Genomic DNA, 15,919 nt, shown 5'->3' on the forward strand with positions numbered 1-15,919 from the left:
GGGAGCCGGGACCGGCGCTGATGGTCGGGTCGTGGCCTAGTGGCGGCCCGAGCCTCCACCGGGGTAGGACTCCTGGGTCTGGACGTTGAGGATGTCGCTGCGGACGTGCGACGCCCCCTTGACCAGCGGGTCGTCGATCTTCAGCACGTCGAGGCCGTTGTCGAAGTCGGCCGCGTACACGTACCCGTTGTAGTAGTACGCCGACCAGACACCGCCGCCGCTGCCGTCGGCCTTCGGGCCGCGCTCGAAGTAGCCGAACTCGCGCGGGTTGGCCGGGTCGGTGAAGTCGATGAACGAGACGCCGCCCATGTACCAGGCCTGGACCATGATGTTCTTGCCCTTGACCGGGATCAGCGAGCCGTTGTGCGCCACGCAGTTCTCGGTGTCGGCCTGGTGCCGCGGGATCTTGAAGTAGCCCTGGAAGACGAGCTCGCCGCGGTGGATGCGGTAGATGGCGTCCGCGCCGCGGTTCGGCCCGACGGTCTCGTTGCAGGTGGCCGCGCCGCCGCCGCCGAGCTCGTCGGTGAACAGCACCGTCCTGGCGTCGTTGGTGAAGGTCGCCGAGTGCCAGAAGGCGAAGTTCTCGTCCGTGGTCCTGGCGGTCACCTGCGGGTTGAGCCGGTCGCGGATGTCGAACAGCACGCCGTCACCCATGCAGGCGCCGGCCGCGATGTCCTTCTCCGCGTAGACGGTGATGTCGTGGCAGCCGGTGGTGGGCACGAGCAGCCCCGGCTGGGTCTCGTTGCCGCCGTCGGGGAAGACGACCGGCGTGGCGGCCACGTGCGCCTGCGTCGGGTTGCGCAGCGGCACCTTGATGATGGAGATCTTGTCGTGCGGGGGCTGGCAGTCGGGCAGGTTGGCCGCCGGCAGGTACGACGAGACGTAGACGTAGACGTTCTTGTTCCGGTCCCGGCCCTTACCGGGCACCAGGGTCAGGGTGTGGGAGCCGCAGTCGGTCTCGACCGACTTGATGTAGCGGGGGTTGCGCTTGTCGCGGATGTCGAAGATCCGGACGCCCTCCCACGACTCCTTGATCGCGGCGCTCTGCCCGGTGCTGTTGCACGAGTCGTCGCTGCGGGAGCTGTCGACGGCGGCGAACAGCAGGTCGCCGTAGACGCTGAGGTCCATCTGGGCGCCGGGGCAGACGACCGAGCTGACGACCTTGGCCCGCTTCGGGTTCTTGATGTCGTAGATCGAGAATCCGCCGTAGTTGCCGACGTAGGCGTAGTCGCCCTGGAAGGCGATGTCGGTGTTGATGGTGCCGGCGAGCGGCGCCGGCTTGGGGATGTTGAGCACGTGGCTCACGTTCGGGCTGTGGACGATCGTGTCCGCGGGCGGGATGTCACCCGCGGTGGCGGGTAACGCCGTAAGGCTCAGGGCGACGGCTGCGCCTGCCGCGAGCAGCGTTCGGAACATACGGGACATGCAGAGAGCCTCCTCGGTCTCGTGTTTCCTCATGCCGAAGGCGGCGGGGCCCCGGTGAGGTCCCGCCGCCGACGGACGATCAGTGGTGCCCGTGGTCCTTGTAGGACTGCTGGGTCTGGGCGTTGAGGATGTCGAACTTCACGCCGTTGGCCTTGTTGGTCCGCGGGTCGTTGATCTTGAGGACGTCGAGTCCCAGGTTGAAGTCCGAGCCGTAGATGTAGCCGTTGTAGTAGTAGGCCGACCAGTGGCCGCCGCTGAGCGGGTTGGGCGCGTCGGGCCCGCGCTCGAAGAAGGCGATCTCCTGGGCGTTGGCCGGGTCGGTGAAGTCGACGACCGAGATGCCGCCCTGGTACCAGGCCTGGACCATGATGTCCTTGCCCTTGACCGGGATCAGCGAGCCGTTGTGCGCCACGCAGTTCTCGGTGTCGTCCTGGTGCCGCGGGATCTTGAAGTAGCCGCGGAAGGTCATCTGGCCGTCGGCGCCGATGTCGTAGTACGCGTTGGCGCCGCGGTCCGGCCCGATGGCTTCGTTGCAGGTCGCCCTGGTGCCGCCGCCGAGTTCGTCGGTGAAGATCACCCGCGAGCCGCTGTTGTTGAAGGTGGCGGAGTGCCAGAAGGCGAAGTTGGTCTCGTCGCGGACGGTCGCGGTCACCCTCGGGTTCTCCGGGTCACGGATGTCCATGAGGATGCCCTCGCCCATGCAGGCGCCGGCGGCGATGCCCTTCTCCGGGTAGGCGGTGATGTCGTGGCAGCCGGTGGTGGCCGACTTGCCGTTGGGGTACGAGCCGGGCACGCCGGGGAAGCCGCCGTCGGGGAACAGGTTCGGCGTGGCGATGACCGACGCCGAGCCCGGGTCCCGCAGCGGGACCTTGACGATGGAGATCAGGTCGTGCGGCGGCTGGCAGTCGGGGAAGGCCGCGTTCGGGCTGTACGAGGAGATGTAGAGGTAGACGTTCTTGCCGCGGCGGTCGGGGACGAGCGTGTGCGTGTGGGAGCCGCAGTTGGTCTCGACGGACTTGATGTACCGCGGGTTCTTCTTGTCGCGGACGTCGAAGATCCGGATGCCCTCCCACGACTCCTTGATCGCGGCGCTCTGCCCGGTGCTGTTGCAGGAGTCGTCGTTGCGGGAGGAGTCGACGGACCCGAAGACCAGGTCACCGTAGACGCTGATGTCCATCTGGCCGCCGGGGCAGACCACGGAGCTGACTACCTTGGTCTTCTTGGGGTTCTTGATGTCGTAGATCGAGAAGCCGTAGTAGTTGCCGACGTAGGCGTAGTCACCCTGGAAGGCCATGTCCGTGTTGATGTCGGCCAGGGCCTCGGGCTTGGGCACGTTGGTGACGTGCGTGATGTTCTGGCTCTTGACGATCTCGCCGGGAGCCGGGATGTCCGCAGCCTGCGCGGGAAGGCCGGCCATCACCAAGGTGAGGGCGGCTCCAGCGAGGACGAGGAACCTGCGGGTGGACGGCACGGGAGGTGTCCTCCTATAAAGGGGGCATAAATGGTGAAATTTTCACCCTTCAACTCCGCTCACGACCAGCACGCAATATGTCAAACATTAGAGCAGGTTGCCCTCTATTAATGATCACCATTCCCTCTTAGAATGCGACGTTCCGACCGAAACCGTCAGGAGGCTGAGTGCGCGCTGCGCTCGTCGTCGTCACCGGTGCCCTCACGATATTCGCCGTTTCCGGCTGCACCTCAGAGACTCAGGCCCCGCGCGCCGACTCGACGGCGCCGGTCATCGCCCCCGGCAAGCCCGGCGAGGAGGCCAGGACACTCGCTCCGGGTGAGGCGGTCACCGCCGTGCCCCAGGCGAGCGCGAACGCGGCCGACGTCGCGTACGTCCAGGACATGATCGTCCATCACCAGCAGGCGCTCGACATGGCCATCCTGGCGCCGAACAGGGCGGAGTCGGCCAAGCTCAAGAGCCTCGCCTCGCGGATCAAGGACTCCCAGGGCCCGGAGATCCAGTGGATGCGCACCTGGCTGCAGCAGCAGGGCCAGCGGGTGCCCGACCACCACGCCGCGCACGACGGCATGGCCGGCATGGCCACGCCCGAGCAGATGGAGCAGCTGAAAGCGGCGTCGGGCCAGGCGTTCGACCGGCTGTTCCTGGAGCTGATGATCAAGCACCACGAGGGCGCGATCGAGATGTCGACCGAGGTGCTCAAGGGCGGCTCGCACCTGCGGATCGAGGAGCTGGCCAACGACGTGGGCGTCACCCAGCTCTCGGAGATCCGGCGGATGCGCGAGATGCAGGCGGCCGGTTAGCGCTAGGAGCCGCTGCGCCAGGAGTGGAGGTAGGACTCCTGGTCACCGGTGAGCACGTCGATGCCGATGCCGGCGGCCACCAGCTTGAGCCTGGCCACCTCCTGGTCGATCTCTTGGGGCACGTCGTACACGCCGGGCGCCATCCCCGCCCGCTCGCGGGCGAGCCAGGCGACGGCGAGCGCCTGCGCGGAGAACGACATGTCCATCACCGCGGCCGGATGGCCCTCGGCGGCGGTGAGGTTGACCACCCGGCCCTCGGCGAGCAGCAGCAGGCGGCGGCCGTCGGGCAGGACGTACTCGTCGGTGTTGGGCCGGATCCCGCGGTGCACCTCGCTCGCCAGTTCGTCCAGCGCCCGCACGTCGATCTCCACGTCGAAGTGGCCGGCGTTGGCCAGGATCGCCCCGTCCTTCATGGCCGCCACGTGCGCGGCCGTGATCACGTCGCGGTTGCCGGTGACGGTGATGAACACGTCGCCCGCCGGGGCCGCCTGCTCCATCGGGCGCACCTCGTATCCCTGGAGGGTGGCGTCGAGTGCCTTGACCGCGTCGATCTCCGTCACGATCACCCGCGCGCCCAGCCCCTTGGCCCGCTCGGCCACGCCGCGCCCGCAGTAGCCGAACCCGGCGACCACGACCGTGCTCCCGGCCAGCATGGTGTTGGTGGCCCGCATGATGCCGTCGAGCGTCGACTGGCCGGTGCCGTAGCGGTTGTCGAACATCCGCTTGGTCCGGGTGTCGTTGACCGCCACCATCGGGAAGCGCAGCGCCCCCTCGGCGGCCATCTGCCGGAGCCTGATGACGCCGGTGGTGGTCTCCTCACACCCGCCCGACACCCCGTCGAGCAGGTCGGTGCGCTCGGTGTGGAGGATGTTGACCAGGTCGCAGCCGTCGTCGAGCACCAGGTCGGGCCGCACGTCGAGGGCCTGGTGGATGTGGCGGTAGTAGGTGGCCCGGTCGACGCCCGCCCTGGCGTGCACGGCCACGCCGTAGCCGCGCAGCGCCTCCGCCACGTCGTCCTGCGTCGACAGCGGGTTGGAGGCGGCCAGCGCGATCTCCGCGCCGCCCGCCTTGAGCGTGCCCATCAGCACCGCGGTCTCGGCCGTGACGTGCAGGCACGCGGCCACCCGCAGCCCGTCGAGCGGCCGCTCGGCGGCGAACCGCTCCCCGAGCGCGGTCAGCACCGGCATCGAACGGGCGGCCCACGAGATGTGCCGCTCCCCGCTCTCCCACAGATCCATGCAAGCCTTCAGACACCAAGGCTCCGGAGGGGCGCCCGCCCCTCCGGAGCATCGAACACGCCGGAGATCAGTAGCGGTAGTGGTCGGGCTTGTACGGGCCCTCGACGTGGACGCCGATGTAGGCCGCCTGCTCCTTGGTCAGCTGGGTGAGCTTGACGCCGAGGGCGTCGAGGTGCAGCCTGGCGACCTTCTCGTCGAGGTGCTTGGGCAGCACGTAGACGTCGATCGGGTAGTCCTCCGTCTTGGTGAACAGCTCGATCTGCGCGATCACCTGGTTGGTGAACGAGTTGGACATGACGAACGACGGGTGGCCGGTGGCGCAGCCGAGGTTCATCAGCCGGCCCTCGGCGAGCACGAGGATGGAGTGGCCGTCGGCGAACACCCACTCGTCGACCTGCGGCTTGATGTTGCGCCGCTCGATGCCGGGGGTCTTGGCCAGGCCGGCCATGTCGATCTCGTTGTCGAAGTGACCGATGTTGGAGACGATCGCCTGGTGCTTCATCCGCGCCATGTGGTCGGCGGTGATGATGTTGAAGTTGCCGGTGGTGGTGACGAAGATGTCGGCGATGCCGACGACGTCCTCCAGCGTGGTGACCTGGAAGCCGTCCATGGCCGCCTGGAGCGCGCAGATCGGGTCGATCTCGGTGACGATGACCCGGGCGCCCTGGCCGCGCAGCGCGTCGGCGCAGCCCTTGCCGACGTCGCCGTAGCCGCACACCACGGCCACCTTGCCGCCGATGAGCACGTCGGTGGCGCGGTTGAGGCCGTCGATGACGGAGTGGCGGCAGCCGTACTTGTTGTCGAACTTGGACTTGGTGACCGAGTCGTTGACGTTGATCGCCGGGAACAGCAGCTGGCCGTTCTTGTGCATCTCGTAGAGACGGTGCACGCCGGTGGTGGTCTCCTCGGTGACGCCCTTGATGCCCTCGGCGATCCGGGTCCAGCGCTTCTCGTCGGTGACGGTGCGCTTGAGGAGGCCGATGATGACGTGCCACTCCTCGGGGTCCGCGTCGGTGGCGTCGGGCACGAAGCCGGCCTTCTCGTACTCGGCGCCCTTGTGGACCAGGAGCGTGGCGTCGCCGCCGTCGTCGAGGATCATGTTGGGGCCGTCGGCGCCGGGCCAGGTGAGCGCCTGCTCGGTGCACCACCAGTATTCCTCGAGCGTCTCGCCCTTCCAGGCGAACACGGGCACGCCCTTGGGGTCGTCGGCGGTGCCGTCGGGGCCGACGACGACCGCGGCGGCGGCGTGGTCCTGGGTGGAGAAGATGTTGCAGCTCACCCAGCGCACCTCGGCGCCGAGCGCGACCAGCGTCTCGATGAGGACGGCGGTCTGGATGGTCATGTGCAGGGAGCCCATGATCTTCGCGCCGCGGAGGGGCTGGGAGGCCGCGTATTCACGGCGGATCGCCATGAGGCCGGGCATCTCGTGCTCGGCGAGCCGGATCTCCTTGCGGCCGAACTCGGCCAGTGAAAGGTCGGCGACCTTGAAGTCCATCTGCGTTACCCCTCGCGTCATCGTGTGGTCGCGGACGAGTCTAGGCGGCAGTCCGGCAAGGTCGCACCCCGAGAGCCCGGAAGTTGACGTAAGAATGTAAGAATGCGAATCACGGAAGCGGCCAAGCGGCTCGGCATGTCTCCCAGGATGCTCCGCTACCGGGAAGCTCTCGGGCTGCTGCCACCGGTGCGCGGTCGCGGCGCGCACCGGCGTTTCGGCCCTGAGGAGCTCGCCGCCGTCGCCCACGCGGTGGAGCTGGAGAAGCGGTTCGACGTCTCACCGGCCGAGCTGGCGTTCGCGCTGCGCGCGCTCAGCGAGCCGGCCGTCGCCGCGAGCGTGCGCGAGCTGGGCGTGCGCATCGGCCGCATCCAGGTGCCGCGCAGGGCGCTGGACTTCGAGAAGGAGAAGGCGCTGCGCCTGCTGCGAACCCCGGCCGCCGGCGATACGTCGAACAGGGCATGAAGGAGCTGCTGCTGGCCACCGTGCTCACCACAGGACTGGCCCTCACCCCCGCGCAGACCGCCGCCGACGTCCAGGTCTACTTCTCCGAGGGGCACGGGGTGCCCGGCAAGGTCGTGCCGGTCACCAGGACCTCCCCGCACGCCGGCGTCGCCAGGTTCGCCGTCGAACAGCTCATCAAGGGCCCCACCGCCGCCGAGCGGCGCCGCGGCCTGCACTCCGAGCTGACCGGCAAGCTCCGCGGCCGCTCCGACTGCGGCGCCGACTTCACGCTGAAGATCCGCGAGGGCACCGCCACGCTCCGCTTCTGCCGCACGGTCTGGGGCTCGGGAGTCGGCTCCGACGCCCGGGCGCTGCGTACGATCGAGGCGACGCTCAAGCAGTTCGCCACCGTCAAGAAGGTCGTGACGCTGGCCAGAGACGGCCGGTGCCTGTTCGACCAGACCGACTCGGGCAGGTCGTGCGTCACCGGCCACGAGTGACCGGTCAGGCCGTGGTGGACACCTCACGGTCGAGGTCGGGCTCCAGGTAGATGACGCGGGCGATCGGCACCGCCTCGCGGATGCGCCGCTCTGCCTCGTCGATGCCCTGGGCGATCTCCGGGGCGGTGTCGGACCGCGTCACCGCGATCTTGGCGGCCACCAGCAGCTCCTCCGGGCCGATGTGCAGCGTCTTCATGTGGATGACGCGGTCGACCTGCGAGGAGGCTTCGAGCGCGGCGCGGATGCGGCCCTCCATCTCGGGGGCGGCGCTCTCGCCGAGCAGCAGCGACTTGGTCTCCACGGCCAGGATCACCGAGATGACGGCGAGCAGGGCGCCGATCATGAGGGTGCCGACGGCGTCCCAGACCGGGTTGCCCGTCACCACGGCCATCGTCACGCCGAACAGCGCGAAGATCAGGCCGAGCAGCGCGCCGAGGTCCTCCAGCAGGATGACGGGCAGCTCGGGCGCCTTGGACCGGCGGATGAACGCCATCCACCCCTGGTCGCCGCGGACCGCGTTGGCCTCGATGATGGCCGTGCGGAACGAGAAGATCTCGGCGATGATCGCGAAGATCAGCACGCCGAACGCCCAGCCGGGCGAGGTGAGCGGCTCCGCGTGGGTCAGCTTGTGATAGCCCTCGTACAGCGAGAACAGCGCGCCGATCGCGAACAGCACCACGGCCACCACGAACGCGTAGAAGTAGCGCTCGCGCCCGTAGCCGAACGGGTGCTCGCGGGTGCTGGCCCGCTTGGCCCGCTTGCCGCCCAGCAGCAGCAACGCCTGGTTGCCCGAGTCGGCGACGGAGTGGATGCCCTCGGCCAGCATCGACGACGACCCGGTGAAGGCCGCCGCCACGAACTTCGCGACCGCGATGGACATGTTCGCGGCCAGAGCCGCGATGATTGCTTTGGTTCCGCCGCTCGCACTCACCGGTCGTCTCCAGTCATACGATCACAAAGTCCTGGACGGATGGATCCTAGTGGGAAATCCGAGCCCTCAACTCCGTGATCGGCCGCACCGGGGTCGGGTCGACGCCGTAACCCAGCGCGAGATAGGTGCTCGCGAAATCCGTAAGCCCAATCAGCGAGGCCAGCCGCTCCAGCGGGTGGTCGCCGTCGGACGCCAGCTCGGTGACGCGCACGTCGCGATCCTGCGCGACCCGTAGGACCGCCTCCCTCGTGCTGGTCACCCGGGGGTGCTCCTCCATGTCGCGCAGCAGCACCAGCCGGAGCGTCCGTGAGGAGGTGTCGGCGAAGATGTCGCGCTCGGCCAGCGGCCCGTCGAGCACCGCCACCTGGTTGTGGCCGGCCTCGGGCAGCTCGCCGGCCATCGCGGGATATTTGGCGTTCTCGTTGAGCCGGTGGGCGAAACGGGTGGCCGCCACGGTGGCCAGCGGGGACGAGCCCCAGATCATCGGCACGGATTCGGCCAGGTCCATCGCCAGCGCCTTGCCGGGGTTGATGAACGAGTCGCTGGACGGCCGGCAGCGGTGCGCGATGTCTTCGAGCGTCCTGGCCACCCGCTCGTAGACCGTCGGCTCGGCCCGCACCAGCCTCAGCGAGGCGGCGGCCACCACCAGCGGGGTCGTCACGAGCCACAGGTCGGCCCTGGGCCGGCGGCCGGTGGGGATCGCCACGTGGAGCGAGGACGACTGGACCGCCACCGCCTCCAGGGCGGACCCCGCGGGCCCGACCGCGAGGAGCGTGCAGCCGCGCCGCACCGCCTCGGCCGCCATGGCGAGCGTCTCTCCGGTCTCTCCGGACCAGGAGACGGCGATCACCAGGTCGGTGGCGCCCACCCAGCCGGGGAGCTGGTAGGAGCGCACCGTGACCACGGGGATCGGAGCGCCGGGCCCGCACACCGCGGCCAGGATGTCGCCCGCGAGGGCGGAGCCCCCCATGCCCGCGACCACGACCGCTCTCGGCCGCACGTTCGCGGAGAGGCGGTCGACGCCGGACTCGACCGCGCACCGATAGCCGGTGCGGACCTGGGCGGCGGAGTCGGCGACCGCGCGGAGCATGCCGCCGGGGTCGCCCTCGGTGAGGTGATGCGTGTCGTCGAGCCGCTCGGGCTCCCAGGTCACGGCTTCCTGGCCTCGTCGACGAGCAGGACGGGGATGTCGTCACGGACGGGATAGACCAGGCCGCAGCCGGTGCAGGCCAGCTCCTCGGCCCCGCCTTCGGCGCGGAGCGGCGCCTTGCACGCCGGGCACGCCAGGATCTCCAGCAGCCAGTCGTCGATCTTCACTGTTGAACCTCTCTCAGCAGGTCGAGGACCTCGTCCCGGACCGCCGTCATCGTGGTCTCGTCGGCCGCTTCGGCATTGAGCCTGAGCAGCGGCTCGGTGTTGGACGCGCGCAGGTTGAACCACCAGCCGTCGCCGCTCACGGTGAGCCCGTCGAGCTCGTCGGCCTCGCCCCGGCCGCCGAACGCCGAGCGCACGCGGCGCACGGCCGCGTCCTGGTCGGCGACCGTGCTGTTGATCTCGCCCGAGGCGTGGTAGCGGGAGTAGGCGGACACCACCCGCGACAACGGGTCGGGCTGCTCGCCGAGCGCCGCCAGCACGTGCAGCGCGGCCAGCATGCCGGAGTCGGCGAACCAGAAGTCGCGGAAGTAGTAATGAGCGGAGTGTTCGCCGCCGAAGACGGCCCCGGTGCGGGCCATCTCGGCCTTGATGAAGGAGTGGCCGACGCGGGTGCGGACCGGGTCGCCGCCGTGCTCGCGGACGATCTCCGGCACGCCGCGCGAGGTGATCAGGTTGTGGATGACCGTCGCGCCGGGGTGTTTGGCCAGCTCACGCACCGCCACCAGGGCCGTGATCGCGGACGGCGAGACGGACTCGCCGCGCTCGTCGACCACCCAGCACCGGTCGGCGTCGCCGTCGAAGGCCAGGCCGATGTCGGCGCCTTCCGCCACCACGGCCCGCTGCAGATCGACCAGGTTGGCCGCCTCCAGCGGGTTGGCGTCGTGGTTGGGGAAGGAGCCGTCGAGCTCGAAGTAGAGCGGGGTGAGGTCGATCGGCAGCCCGGCGAGGACCTCGGGGACGGTGTGGCCGCCCATGCCGTTGCCGGCGTCGACCACGACCTTGAGCCGCCTGATGCCCGACAGGTCGACGAGCGTGCGCAGGTGGTCGGCGTAGCCCGGCAGCAGGTCCTTCTCGATCAGCGACCCGGTGGGCGTGGCCGTGACGCCGACCAGCTCGGCCGCCCGGTCGCGGATCTCGGTGAGCCCGGTGTCGCCGCCGATCGGCACCGCGCCCGCGCGGCACATCTTCATCCCGTTGTACTGCGCGGGATTGTGGCTGGCCGTGAACATCACGCCCGGCAGCCCCAGGCTGCCGCTGGCGTAGTAGAGCAGGTCGGTGGAGCCCAGCCCGGCGTGCACCACGTCGGCGCCGCGGGAACGGGCACCCCGGACGAACGCGTCGGCCAGCACCGGGGACGACTCGCGCATGTCGTGGGCGAGGACCATCGACCGGGCTCCGGTCACCTCGACGAACGCCGCCCCCACGGCCTCGGCCACCGGCTCGTCGAACTCGTCGGGCACCAGGCCACGAACGTCATACGCCTTGAAGATCCTGGCGAGATCGCCCATCCAGCTCCGCCCCTAGGTCGTCACTCCGGCTAGAGCCGAGCCTACCGGTCGCGGTGCTGCTGGGCCGACCTCAGAACACGCAGGTGTCCGCGCCGCCCGACCTCGACTCCCTGGCCGACGGGCTCCCCCACGCCGGATCCGCTGGGCCTGGCCGCCTCCCTGACCGCGTTGGCCAGCGCTTCGAGATCGTCGGTGCTCGGTGTGGCGCCGTCGGTGGGCAGACGCACCACCTCCCAGCCGCGGGGGGCGGTGAGCCGCTCGGCGTGTTCGGCGCACAGGTCATAACAGTGCGGCTCGGCGTACGTCGCCAGAGGGCCGAGAACTGCGGTCGAATCGGCGTATACGTACGTGAGCGTGAAGACGGCAGGCTGACTGCAGGCGGTGCGGGAACAGCGGCGGACGGGGCTCACGGAGGGACCGTATCTGGTAAGGGGGCGGGACGCCACTATCTGAGCGCTCTTAAAAGGCGTGTCGCCACAATTCGGACAGCTGTCGCAGCCTTTCCACCTACATGCACCGATGCCGGTGTTCTTCGCCGGGGGCGGCTTACACTTGCCGTGTGACTAGCAAGCGCGGTCCTCGACGGCGCGACAGGCACGGCCGCGGCCTGCGCGGCCCGATCGCCCCTTCCTACGTTCCCATGGCCCGTGCCCGCAGCGAGCGCTTCGACGACCTGGTGCTCGACGCGGTCGACCGGCTCAGGCCGAAGTGGGGCAGGCAGCTGTCGTCGGTGGAGTTCGCGGTGGAGGAGGTGCCGCCGCTCAGCGAGCTGGGCGACGGGCCCGGCTTCGGCGCCGACCCGATCCCGCTCGGCCGCGCCGACACGGCCAGGGGGCAGGACCCGGCGTCCATCGTCCTCTACCGGCGCCCGCTGGAGGCCCGCGCCCGCGACCGCGACACGCTGGGCGCCCTCGTCCACGACACCGTGGTGGAGCAGGTCGCCTCCCTCCTCGGCCTGTCCCCCGAGACCGTCGACCCGGGCTACGACGAACGCCGCTGACAGCCGCGGCAGGTCAGGGAAGGACCGCACGGGGAGTGTCGGTGAGCGGCCGGAGCACGGTCCAGAGCCGGGCGGGGGCCAGGGGCTGAGCCGTGATCAGGAGACCGCTCCTGAGCCGTTCCTCCATCACCCGCCCCCCGTACACCCTCCCCGACACCGGCGTGACCACCACCGCGTACGCGCCCTCGCCCTTCAGCCGCACGTTCCTGGTCCGGTCCGCCGGCACCGCCACGTCGATCGGCGCGGGCGGTTCGCCGCTCTCCGGCACCACCTGCACCCGCACCTTCCCCGCGGCGCCCGGCGCGGTCAGCACCAGCCGGGAGCCGGCGCCGTTGGCGGCCACCGCGCTGCCCAGGTCGAGAGAGGGCGTGCCGGCGGTGAACGCCACGTCCGGCTGCCGCCCCGTACCCGTGATCACCACGCCCGCCACCACCGGCGCCGTCGAGGTGAGCACCAGGGCGGCCGACTCGCCGCCGATGCCGGTGGTCACGTCGAGCGGCAGCACGCTGCCCGCCGGCACGTCGACGGACTCCCTGCCGCGCATCGCGTACGCGGCGCCCTCGGTCACGGCCTTGATCGTCACGGTCGCGTCGGTCTCGCCGGGCGCGGCGACCAGCAGCTCACGACGCCCGCCGCCGCCGGGGACGGCAGGCACCACGACCTCGGTGGCCGGGGCCGCGGCCGGGGGCAGCCAGTCGACGCCGCCGGTCTCCAGCACCGCCCTGGCCGAGACCGCCAGCCTCCCGGTGAACGTCTTCACGCTGACCGCCATCACGTCGGCGGCGTCGGCCAGCGTGCGGAGGTCGATCTGGCGGTGCTCGCCGGGCTCGATCTCCAGCCCGAGGCCCCTTTCGCCGGAGACGGGCCCCTCCGCCGCGTACACCTCGACGTCGGCGAAGGCGGGCGCCTTGTCGGCGTTGACCAGGTGCAACGTGACGCGGGCGCGGGCGGGTCCCGGCCCGACGAGCCAGCTCTCGGCGGCGGGCTCGGCGCACCGCACCCCGGCCAGCCCGCGCCCGGCGCCGCTGGTCGTCCGCGTGATGTAGCCGGCCTCCAGTCCGCCGGGCCCGCTCACCGTGTACGGTTCCGCGTCCCTCATCGGCTCCCGTGACAGCGTCCCCGGCAGGTAGACGCTGACGTCCTCACCTCGTGTGGCGGGACAGGCCGCGGTCGCCGCCTCCACCCCCACCTTCCTCGGCTGCGCCTCCACCGGCCGCTCCGCCGCCGGCCTGGTCACGTACGCGACCCCGTACAGACCGGCGAGCACCCCCACCACCAGCAAGACCAGCCCGAACCGCCCGGCCGCGAACCTCCTCACACCCCACCCCCCAGCCGAGACCGACCGACCACCCACCGGGGGCCCACCACGCGCGCTCTCATCGGGCGCCTGCCAGGGCCGGGGACGGCTGGGAGGGTTCGGGGTCGGTGGCGGGGTCGCGGCGGCCGGGTGCGGCCAGCAGCAGTACGGCGAGGACCATCGCGCCCTGGAGCCACAGCCACGGGGTGTGCAGGAAGTGCGCGGGCGGAGGCTGGACGGGGGTGACCGTCTCGGCCACCCGCCACAGCCCGCCCGCTTCGGACAGGCTCATCCGCTGCAGCGACGGTTGCGAGTCCAGCGTCTCGGCCAGTCCGGCCGGCACCGGCGGGGCGATCGCGACCATGGCCACGCCCTGCTGGGCGAGCGTGGCGGCGTCCGTGCCGCCGCGCCCGCCGACGAGCCCTTCCGCGGCGGTGCGGACACGTGCGCGGGCCTCGGGGTCGGCGGGCAGTTCCGCCTCGCCGAGGAGCGGGGCCCGGCCGGGCAGCAAGGTGAACTCCGAACCGTTGACGAGCAGGATCCGCTCTCCGGGCCGCGCGTGGATCGCGGCCAGCGGGGGCGTCGGGTCGGGCACGTCCGACCGGAGCGGCCCGCGTACCCCCTGGACGACCCAGTGACCGGCGGCGAGCAGCGGCGTGCTGATCGCCACGGCGGCCACCAGCACCGCCGCCATCCGGCGCACCCCGCCTGCCGCAACCAGCGCGGCGAGGCCCGGCGCGCTCAGGCCCGTGAGCACGATCAGCGCGGCGGCGGCCAGCGCCAGCGGCACGCTTGGCCAGGCCGTCGCGCCCGACACGGTGATCCGGGCGATCACGACCGCCACCAGCATCGCGAACAGGGCGGCCGCCCACCCGGCGGCCACCGCCCGCCGCCGTCTGCGGGCGAGCAGGGCGGCGAGCCCCGCGGCGACCAGCCCGGCGGTCACCCAGAACGGCGGCACGCCGGGCCCGCCCGGGTTGAGCGCCAGCAGGGACTCCGGCCCGAGCCGGGCGTCGCTCAGCGCCGGGCCGTGCAGCCCGGCCTCCAGCAGGAGCCGGCCCGGGTCCAGCGCCTGGTCCACCAGCCACGGCAGCAGCAGGGCGACCGGCACGGCCAGCGCGATGCCCGCCGAGGTCAGGACGCCGGACCGCGCCCCGCGCAGCAGCCAGGCCGCCGCCCCGCCCAGCACGGCGACCAGCACGTAGACGAGCGGCACGAACGCGGTCCCGACGGCCAGCAGCAGACCGAGCCCCCAGGCGGCGCGGCGCGACCGGCGCGGGTCCCCGAACAGCAGGTGCCCGCCGAGCACCGCGTAAGCGGGCAACAGCACATGCACCACCGCCGTCCCCAGCCGCCCGGCCGCGACCGCACCGGTCACGACAGGCAGCAACGCGTACGTGCCCGCGACCCACACCCGAACCGCCACCCCGGTACGAGTGACCGCCCCTTCACCCCACCCGGCCGCGGAATCGGCGGCCTGGCCCGCACGCCCGGTCGCCCCGGAAGCGGCGGCCCGGCCAGCACGCCGCCCAGCCGCGGAATCGGTGGCCGGACCCTCAGCCCCGGTATCGACGGCGGCGCCCCCACGTCGCCCACCCCGCCGCCGCCTACCCGGCTCGGCGGTACCCGAGGGACGCCCAGCGGCCGAAGTGACGTCAAGGGTCGAGGAGAGGCCCCGGCGCGAAGAAGCACTCGCGGCCAGAGCCCGGTCGGAAGGCGAGGCGAGATCAAAACCCGAAGACCCGTCCGCGACCGGGGAACGACCGGAGAACGAGGCAAAATCCGGACCCGAAGAACCGTCCTCAGCCGGAGAGCGACCCGAGGACGAGGCGAAATCACGACCCGAGAAAGCATCCGCGACCGCCGAGCGACCCGAGGAGGAGACGGGATCACGGCCCGAAGGACCGTCCGCGGCCGGAGAGCGGTCGGACGAGGAGGGGCGGTCGGACGGGGGGTGTTTTGAGCGGCGGAGGAACGGGGGGCGGCCGGTTGGGGGGTGGTTTGAGCGGCGGAGGAATGGGGGGAGGTCGGGGAGGGTGGTCAGGCGGCGGGTGGCGAGGTACGCGGACGCCCCGGCCAGGGGCACCGCGCCGAGGAGCAGCGCCGACACCACCGGACCCGTCTGCCCGAACGCCGGCAGGGACAGCGCCGCCAGCACCGCCACGTACGGCGGCGCCCAGCCGGCGGAGCCGCCGGTGTAGAAGGCCCAGAGGTCGGCCGCGCTCCCGGTCACCGGGACGAGCGCCCCGCCGCCGAGCCGGTCTCCGCCCAGCAGGGAGCGCGAGGCCACCAGCGTGACCAGGCTGAGCGCCAGCACGAGCAGCACCCCCGGCCGGCCGAGGAAGCGCTTGACCGCGCCGCGGTCCTCCGGCGGGAGCTCGTCGGGGTCCTCCGGCTTGCCGGGGGCGGCGGCGTGGTGGTGCCGGCCGGCGGACTCGACCGGCCGGTCGCCGCTCAGGAAGCCGCGCGCCATGTCGACCAGCCGCCGCAGCCCCGACCCTCTGGGCGTGAGCAGCAACCGGACTCGCGCGTACCCCTTCTTGCGCCCCGCCCGCCTGGCCCGCCGCGCCCGCAGCAGCCGCAGCGGGTGGATGAGGATGGACCCGAGGGCGACCAGCTCGTCCAGCGCGTTCGCGGGCTGCTTGCCCACCAGGA

Annotated in this window: 15 protein-coding genes; 4 read left to right on the forward strand and 11 right to left on the reverse strand. The window is 71.5% G+C overall.

Annotated features, from left to right (window positions below):
* Nucleotides 1-36: 36 nt before the first annotated feature.
* Both FR742_RS31070 and FR742_RS31075 read right to left on the reverse strand, forming a co-directional pair.
* Entirely contained in the window at nt 37-1,425 is a 1,389-nt protein-coding gene (locus tag FR742_RS31070) for an LVIVD repeat-containing protein (protein WP_148034228.1), read from the reverse strand.
* Nucleotides 1,426-1,504: 79 nt separating this feature from the next.
* On the reverse strand, nt 1,505-2,842 hold the full coding sequence (locus FR742_RS31075) for an LVIVD repeat-containing protein (protein ID WP_261808893.1): 1,338 nt from the start codon (nt 2,840-2,842) through the stop codon (nt 1,505-1,507).
* Nucleotides 2,843-3,063: 221 nt separating this feature from the next.
* On the opposite strand from FR742_RS31075, the gene FR742_RS31080 reads away from it, so the two are divergent.
* On the forward strand, nt 3,064-3,699 hold the full coding sequence (locus tag FR742_RS31080) for a DUF305 domain-containing protein (RefSeq protein ID WP_148034230.1): 636 nt from the start codon (nt 3,064-3,066) through the stop codon (nt 3,697-3,699).
* Nucleotides 3,700-3,701: 2 nt separating this feature from the next.
* Here the strand turns inward: FR742_RS31080 and FR742_RS31085 are convergent, their stop codons facing one another.
* Complete coding sequence (locus FR742_RS31085) at nt 3,702-4,937, reverse strand: adenosylhomocysteinase (protein WP_148034231.1); 1,236 nt, start codon at nt 4,935-4,937, stop codon at nt 3,702-3,704.
* A 67-nt stretch (nt 4,938-5,004) separates the two neighbouring features.
* Entirely contained in the window at nt 5,005-6,432 is a 1,428-nt protein-coding gene (ahcY, locus tag FR742_RS31090; protein WP_222709088.1) for an adenosylhomocysteinase, read from the reverse strand.
* 102 nt (nt 6,433-6,534) lie between these two features.
* On the opposite strand from ahcY, the gene FR742_RS31095 reads away from it, so the two are divergent.
* Nucleotides 6,535-6,894 (forward strand): MerR family transcriptional regulator, encoded by a 360-nt coding sequence (locus FR742_RS31095; RefSeq protein WP_148034233.1) that lies wholly within the window; start codon nt 6,535-6,537, stop codon nt 6,892-6,894.
* Nucleotides 6,891-7,373 carry a GerMN domain-containing protein gene (locus FR742_RS31100; RefSeq protein ID WP_148034234.1) on the forward strand — a complete coding sequence of 161 codons (483 nt, stop codon included), beginning with the start codon at nt 6,891-6,893 and terminating at the stop codon, nt 7,371-7,373. Before FR742_RS31095 ends, FR742_RS31100 begins: the two co-directional genes overlap by 4 nt.
* Before the next feature lie 4 nt (nt 7,374-7,377).
* Here the strand turns inward: FR742_RS31100 and FR742_RS31105 are convergent, their stop codons facing one another.
* From FR742_RS31105 to FR742_RS31125, 5 genes are read right to left on the reverse strand one after another with little or no spacing between them, the layout of a single operon-like run.
* On the reverse strand, nt 7,378-8,304 hold the full coding sequence (locus tag FR742_RS31105) for a cation diffusion facilitator family transporter (protein WP_148034235.1): 927 nt from the start codon (nt 8,302-8,304) through the stop codon (nt 7,378-7,380).
* A 46-nt stretch (nt 8,305-8,350) separates the two neighbouring features.
* Nucleotides 8,351-9,457 carry an SIS domain-containing protein gene (locus tag FR742_RS31110; protein WP_148034236.1) on the reverse strand — a complete coding sequence of 369 codons (1,107 nt, stop codon included), beginning with the start codon at nt 9,455-9,457 and terminating at the stop codon, nt 8,351-8,353.
* A complete protein-coding gene (locus FR742_RS31115) occupies nt 9,454-9,621 on the reverse strand; it encodes a Trm112 family protein (protein ID WP_148034237.1) in 168 nt (55 codons plus the stop codon). Before FR742_RS31115 ends, FR742_RS31110 begins: the two co-directional genes overlap by 4 nt.
* Complete coding sequence (locus FR742_RS31120) at nt 9,618-10,967, reverse strand: phosphomannomutase/phosphoglucomutase (RefSeq protein ID WP_148034238.1); 1,350 nt, start codon at nt 10,965-10,967, stop codon at nt 9,618-9,620. The genes FR742_RS31115 and FR742_RS31120 overlap by 4 nt, the downstream gene beginning before the upstream one ends.
* Nucleotides 10,968-11,008: 41 nt before the next feature.
* Entirely contained in the window at nt 11,009-11,377 is a 369-nt protein-coding gene (locus FR742_RS31125) for a DUF3499 domain-containing protein (protein WP_148034239.1), read from the reverse strand.
* A gap of 149 nt (nt 11,378-11,526) precedes the next feature.
* Between FR742_RS31125 and FR742_RS31130 the strand changes: the two genes are divergently transcribed.
* Nucleotides 11,527-11,967: a metallopeptidase family protein gene (locus tag FR742_RS31130; protein WP_261808834.1), complete on the forward strand. Its 441-nt coding sequence runs from the start codon at nt 11,527-11,529 to the stop codon at nt 11,965-11,967.
* 13 nt (nt 11,968-11,980) lie between these two features.
* Here the strand turns inward: FR742_RS31130 and FR742_RS31135 are convergent, their stop codons facing one another.
* Nucleotides 11,981-13,285 (reverse strand): DUF5719 family protein, encoded by a 1,305-nt coding sequence (locus FR742_RS31135; protein ID WP_148034241.1) that lies wholly within the window; start codon nt 13,283-13,285, stop codon nt 11,981-11,983.
* 58 nt (nt 13,286-13,343) lie between these two features.
* Nucleotides 13,344-15,919 (reverse strand): hypothetical protein (locus tag FR742_RS44795; RefSeq protein ID WP_187281379.1); only part of this gene is annotated, 2,576 nt, incomplete at its 5' end.

It is taken from the genome of Nonomuraea sp. C10, from assembly GCF_008017515.1.
GTDB classification, from domain to species: domain Bacteria; phylum Actinomycetota; class Actinomycetes; order Streptosporangiales; family Streptosporangiaceae; genus Nonomuraea; species Nonomuraea ferruginea.

Excerpts from the sequence above, each read along its gene's own strand:
- FR742_RS31070 (WP_148034228.1), bottom strand. The coding sequence starts at position 1,425 with ATGTCCCGTATGTTCCGAACGCTGCTCGCGGCAGGCGCAGCCGTCGCC.
- FR742_RS31075 (WP_261808893.1), bottom strand. The coding sequence starts at position 2,842 with ATGGCCGGCCTTCCCGCGCAGGCTGCGGACATCCCGGCTCCCGGCGAG.
- FR742_RS31085 (WP_148034231.1), bottom strand. The coding sequence starts at position 4,937 with ATGGATCTGTGGGAGAGCGGGGAGCGGCACATCTCGTGGGCCGCCCGT.
- ahcY (WP_222709088.1), bottom strand. The coding sequence starts at position 6,432 with ATGGACTTCAAGGTCGCCGACCTTTCACTGGCCGAGTTCGGCCGCAAG.
- FR742_RS31095 (WP_148034233.1), top strand. The coding sequence starts at position 6,535 with ATGCGAATCACGGAAGCGGCCAAGCGGCTCGGCATGTCTCCCAGGATG.
- FR742_RS31100 (WP_148034234.1), top strand. The coding sequence starts at position 6,891 with ATGAAGGAGCTGCTGCTGGCCACCGTGCTCACCACAGGACTGGCCCTC.
- FR742_RS31120 (WP_148034238.1), bottom strand. The coding sequence starts at position 10,967 with ATGGGCGATCTCGCCAGGATCTTCAAGGCGTATGACGTTCGTGGCCTG.